The organism is Micromonospora acroterricola, from assembly GCF_003172955.1.
GTDB lineage: Bacteria > Actinomycetota > Actinomycetes > Mycobacteriales > Micromonosporaceae > Micromonospora > Micromonospora acroterricola.
Map to the genome: position 1 here is coordinate 1 of NZ_QGKR01000051.1, position 4594 is coordinate 4594.

Annotated in this window: 5 protein-coding genes; 2 read left to right on the forward strand and 3 right to left on the reverse strand. The window is 73.1% G+C overall.

The features are described 5' to 3' along the window. Positions 1–164: 164 nt before the first annotated feature. Positions 165–1151: a 4-hydroxy-3-methylbut-2-enyl diphosphate reductase gene (locus DKT68_RS00665; RefSeq protein ID WP_109815498.1), complete on the reverse strand. Its 987-nt coding sequence runs from the start codon at positions 1149–1151 to the stop codon at positions 165–167. Positions 1152–1322: 171 nt separating this feature from the next. Between DKT68_RS00665 and xseA the strand changes: the two genes are divergently transcribed. Further along, on the forward strand, positions 1323–2540 hold the full coding sequence (gene xseA / locus DKT68_RS00670) for an exodeoxyribonuclease VII large subunit (protein WP_109815499.1): 1218 nt from the start codon (positions 1323–1325) through the stop codon (positions 2538–2540). A gap of 46 nt (positions 2541–2586) precedes the next feature. Then, positions 2587–2808: an exodeoxyribonuclease VII small subunit gene (locus DKT68_RS00675; RefSeq protein WP_109815502.1), complete on the forward strand. Its 222-nt coding sequence runs from the start codon at positions 2587–2589 to the stop codon at positions 2806–2808. 42 nt (positions 2809–2850) lie between these two features. Here the strand turns inward: DKT68_RS00675 and DKT68_RS00680 are convergent, their stop codons facing one another. Both DKT68_RS00680 and DKT68_RS00685 read right to left on the reverse strand, forming a co-directional pair. Continuing rightward, the gene (locus tag DKT68_RS00680) at positions 2851–3714 is read right to left on the reverse strand and encodes a hypothetical protein (protein ID WP_109815500.1); all 864 of its coding nucleotides are present in this window, start codon (positions 3712–3714) and stop codon (positions 2851–2853) included. Positions 3715–3939: 225 nt separating this feature from the next. Then, positions 3940–4594 (reverse strand): DUF4245 domain-containing protein (locus DKT68_RS00685; protein WP_109815501.1); only part of this gene is annotated, 655 nt, incomplete at its 5' end.

The window sequence follows — 4594 nt, forward strand, 5'->3', positions numbered from 1 at the left end:
GTGACGAGCCGCTCGGGGTGGGGGTGGTGGGGCCGTCCGTCCCGCCGCAGGCGCTCAGCGCCGCGCAGAGCACCAGGGCGGGGGCGACAAGCCGAATTGTCCTCATGCCCGCTTGGACGCGCCGGAACGGCGGGACGTTCCCGCCGGCATCCGACCGACGCTGCTCAACCGCGCGCCGCCGCGGCCTTCATGTCCCGCTTCAGCTCCTGCGGCAGCGAGAAGGTGAGCCGCTCGTTGGCGGTGGTGATCTCCTCGACGTCGGCAAATCCACGCGCGGCCAGGTGCGCCAGCACGTCCTGCACCAGTTCGTCCGGCACGCTCGCGCCGGAGCTCACGCCCACGGTGCGGGCGTCGGCGAGCCAGGCGTCGTCGATCTCCTGGGCGAAGTCGATCAGGTGACCGGCGCGGGCGCCGGCGTCGAGCGCCACCTCGACCAGCCGGACCGAGTTGGAGGAGTTCCGCGAGCCGACGACGATGACGACGTCGCACTCCGGGGCGATCTCCTTGACCACGTGCTGACGGTTGGAGGTGGCGTAGCAGATGTCGTCGCTGGGCGGGGACTGGAGCAGGGGCAGCCGCTGCTTGAGCCGGGCGACGGTCTCCAACGTCTCGTCCACCGAGAGCGTGGTCTGGGAGAGCCAGACCACCTTCTCCGGGTCGCGGACGGTGATCTTGCTGACGCCGTCCGGGCCGTCGACCAGCTGGATGTGGGCGGGCGCCTCGCCGGCGGTGCCGACGACCTCCTCGTGCCCCTCGTGGCCGATCAGCAGGATGTCGTAGTCCTCGGCGGCGAACCGCTTCGCCTCCTGGTGGACCTTGGTGACCAGCGGGCAGGTCGCGTCGATCGCCTTCAGCGAGCGCTCCCTCGCCTGCTCGTAGACCTCGGGGGCCACGCCGTGCGCGGAGAAGATGACGGTGGCGCCCTCCGGCACCTCCTCGTTCTCCTCCACGAAGATCGCGCCCTGCGCCTCCAGGGTCTGCACCACGTGCTTGTTGTGCACGATCTGCTTGCGGACGTAGATCGGGGCGCCGTAGAGCTTCAGCGCCTCCTCGACGGTCTGCACCGCACGGTCGACACCCGCGCAGTAGCCGCGGGGCTTGGCCAGGAGCACGCGCTTGCCGGTCTGGGGGGTCGCCTGAGCCTCGGTCACCCGCCCATCGTACGTGTCCGGCTTCCGCACAGCAGGGGCCGTAACCCCGGGAGTCCCCACCGCCCAGGCCCGAGGCCAGTCCGTTGACCATGAAGTTGTTTCTGCGACACGCCGACAGGAAGGGCGATAACTTATGATCAACGGGACGGGTGGGGTGGGTCGTAGGGTGGGCTGGTGAGTGACGGGGCGCGGAGCAGCGCGGAGGAGCCGTGGCCGGTCCGGGTTGTCAGCCAGAAGGTGGGCGCCTGGATCGCGAAGCTCGGCTGGGTGTGGGTCGACGGGCAGGTGGCGCAGATCAGCCGGCGACCCGGCGCCAGCACCGTCTTCCTCACCCTGCGTGACCCGTCGGCCGACCTGAGCCTGACCGTCACCACCAACCGGGACGTGCTGGACGCCGGCGCGCCGGAGCTGCGCGAGGGCGCCCGGGTGGTGCTGCACGCCAAGCCGGAGTTCTACGCCGCCCGGGGCACCCTGAGCCTGCGCGCCGACGAGATCCGCCAGGTGGGACTCGGTGAGCTGCTGGCCCGGTTGGAGAAGCTCAAGAAGCTGCTCGCCGCCGAGGGGCTGTTCGACCGGGCCCGCAAACGGCGGCTGCCGTTCCTGCCCGGTCGGATCGGGCTGATCACCGGCCGGGCGTCGGCCGCCGAGCGGGACGTGCTGACCAACGCACGGCGGCGCTGGCCGGCGGTGGAGTTCCGCACGGTCAACGTGGCCGTGCAGGGGCCGTCCGCGGTGCCGCAGATCATCGACGCGCTCAGGGTGCTGGACGCCGACCCGACCATCGACGTGATCGTCATCGCCCGGGGCGGCGGCGGCATCGAGGATCTGCTGCCCTTCTCCGACGAGGCGCTGTGTCGCGCGGTCTTCGGCTGCCGTACGCCGGTGGTGAGCGCGATCGGCCACGAGACGGACGCCCCGCTGATCGACTACGTGGCCGACGTCCGCGCCTCCACCCCGACCGACGCGGCGAAGCGGGTGGTCCCCGACCTCACCGAGGAGGTACGCCTCATCGGCCAGGCCCGGCACCGCCTCGAGCGGGCGGTACGCAACCTGGTGGACCGGGAGTCCCACCGGCTCGACGGGCTGCGGTCCCGGCCGGTGCTGGCGCGGCCCCAGGTGATGGTGGAGCAGCGGGCGACCGACGTCACCGCGCTGCGCCAGCGGGCCGGCCGTTGCCTGGACCACCGGCTCGCGGCGGCCGACGACGAGCTGCGGCACACCCTGGCCCGGCTGCGCGCCCTCTCCCCCGCCGCCACCCTCGACCGGGGGTACGCGATCGTGCAGCGCGCGGACGGCCACGTCGTTCGGGCCGCGGCCGAGGTGGGCAAGGGCGACCCGTTGCGGGTCCGGCTGGCCGACGGTGAGCTGGCCGCCACGGTGGACGGCTGAGTGGCGGGTCACGGCGGGCGGGAGGCGGTGTGCTGAGATGGACGCGATGACTGACGACACGAAGGCCGGGCCGGACGAGCGGCTCAGCTACGAGCAGGCCCGCGCCGAGCTGGCCTCGGTGGTCGAGCGGCTGGAGGCCGGCGGCACGTCGCTGGAGGAGTCGCTGGCGCTCTGGGAGCGCGGCGAGGCGCTGGCGGTGGTCTGCCAGCGTTGGCTGGACGGCGCCCGGGCGCGGATCGACGGCGCCCGGCAGGAGCCCGCCTCCTGACCGCCGGTGGGGCGACCGGAGCCGCCCCACCCGCGTCGACGGTCAGTTGAACAGGCTGTACAGCTCGGCCGGCGCCTCGACGACCTGGGCCGCCGGCGGCTTCTGGGCGGCGGTGGCGGCACCGTAGTCGGAGTAGGTCATCCGGATCTCCTGGGCGGCGGTCTGACCGGCGGCCGGGAGTTGCAGCACCAGCTCGCTGAGCCGGCCCTGCGGGTCCACCTTCGCGGTGAACGGAACGGTCTTCGCCTGCGTGCCCAGCGCGGCGATGGTGGCGGCGTTCAGCGAGCCGGCCTCGGCCGCCTTGGTGACGTCGATGGTGCCCGCGTACGCGCCGGTGCCGGTGCTCCGGACCTCGGTGATGCCCTGGGTCAGCACCGCGCTGCCGGCCGGGTCGACCTTCTCGAAGTCGAAACCGAGGCTCCGGTTGCCCTTGATCCGGGTCTGGTCCAGGTGCTGGTACTTGCCGAGGTTGAGCTGCTTGATGGCGGGCAGGCTGTTGGCGGTGGGACCGGTCAGCTCCAGCTTCACCCAGCTGTCCGGCTTGAAGTGGATCACGTCGAGCTTCATGGCCAGGTCGGACGAGGGACCGCCGATGGCGATCTTCATGGCCGCGCTCTGGCTCGGCTGGTGCACCTGGCCCTCCGCCGTGGAGCCGGCGCCGGCGAGGGTGAACCGGAAGTTGCCGTTGCTGATCTCCTTGGTGGAGTCGAGCAGCGCCTGCTTGGCGTCGCCCGCCACCGGCGATCCGGACGGGCTCGCCGTGCCGGACGGGCCCGCGGTGCCGGACGCGCTCGCCGTCGGCGAGGCGGTCGACCCGGCGGTGCCGGTCCCGTCGCCGCAGGCGGCCAGGGCGGGCGTGAACAGGGCGGCGGCGAGGAGGCCGGCACTGAGTCGTCGAACAGTCATATGTGTCTCCCGAGGGGGTCACCCGACGACCTGGACGGCGCCGGAACGGGGCGGCGCGGCAGCGTCGGCTGCGCCGCGCGACCCGGACCGAGCAGAGCGCCCGGGTCACTCCCTCTTTGTTCCCTGTCGACGGGCCGGACAATCACCCTTCTGTCCGGTGGCTGCCGGAAAGACCGGCCCGGGGCCACGAGGACACCCCGGCCCGCGTCGCCGGATCGGGAGCGGTCAGCGCAGCGCGCCGGCCAGCTGGCGCAGTTCGTTGTCCCGGGCGTCGCCGATCACGATCACCGTACGGGTCGGTTCCAGCAGGATCAGGGCCTGCTGGTTGCCCCGGGCGGTGTAGCGCTGCCACGTGCGCCCGGCAAGCTCCGTCGGGCCCTGCGGCTGACCCTGGCCGGTCAGCTCGGCCGGGAGCAGCCGCTCCGCCGGCACACTGCTCTGCACCAGCTGGACGCCCCGCCCCTCCGGGGTGAGGTAGCCGATCCGGAGGTTCGCGCCGCCCTCCACCGTCTGGTAGCGGGCGCTGACCGTACGCCATCCCGAACCCAGGCCCTCCGGCTGACTCACCGGGAAGACGTTCGCCGACCGGGCCTGCTCGAACGCCGGCGCCGGATCGACCGTGGTCGCCTGGTCGCCGCCGAGGAAACCCCGGTAGAACGCCAGCAGCAGCGCGATCGGGATCAGCAGCACCAGCAGCGAGATCGCCATGTCCTTGGGCGACCGCTCGGATCGGGCGGACTCCGTCCGTCGCGGCGGCGCGGGCCGCTCGCCGGTCTCGGCGGCCGCGGTGGCGGGACCGCCCCGGAACGGGTCGTCCGCGAGGCTCGACTCGACCAGGGCGGGCTCGCCGGCCGGCGGCGTGGCCGGGTCGGTCGCGGCG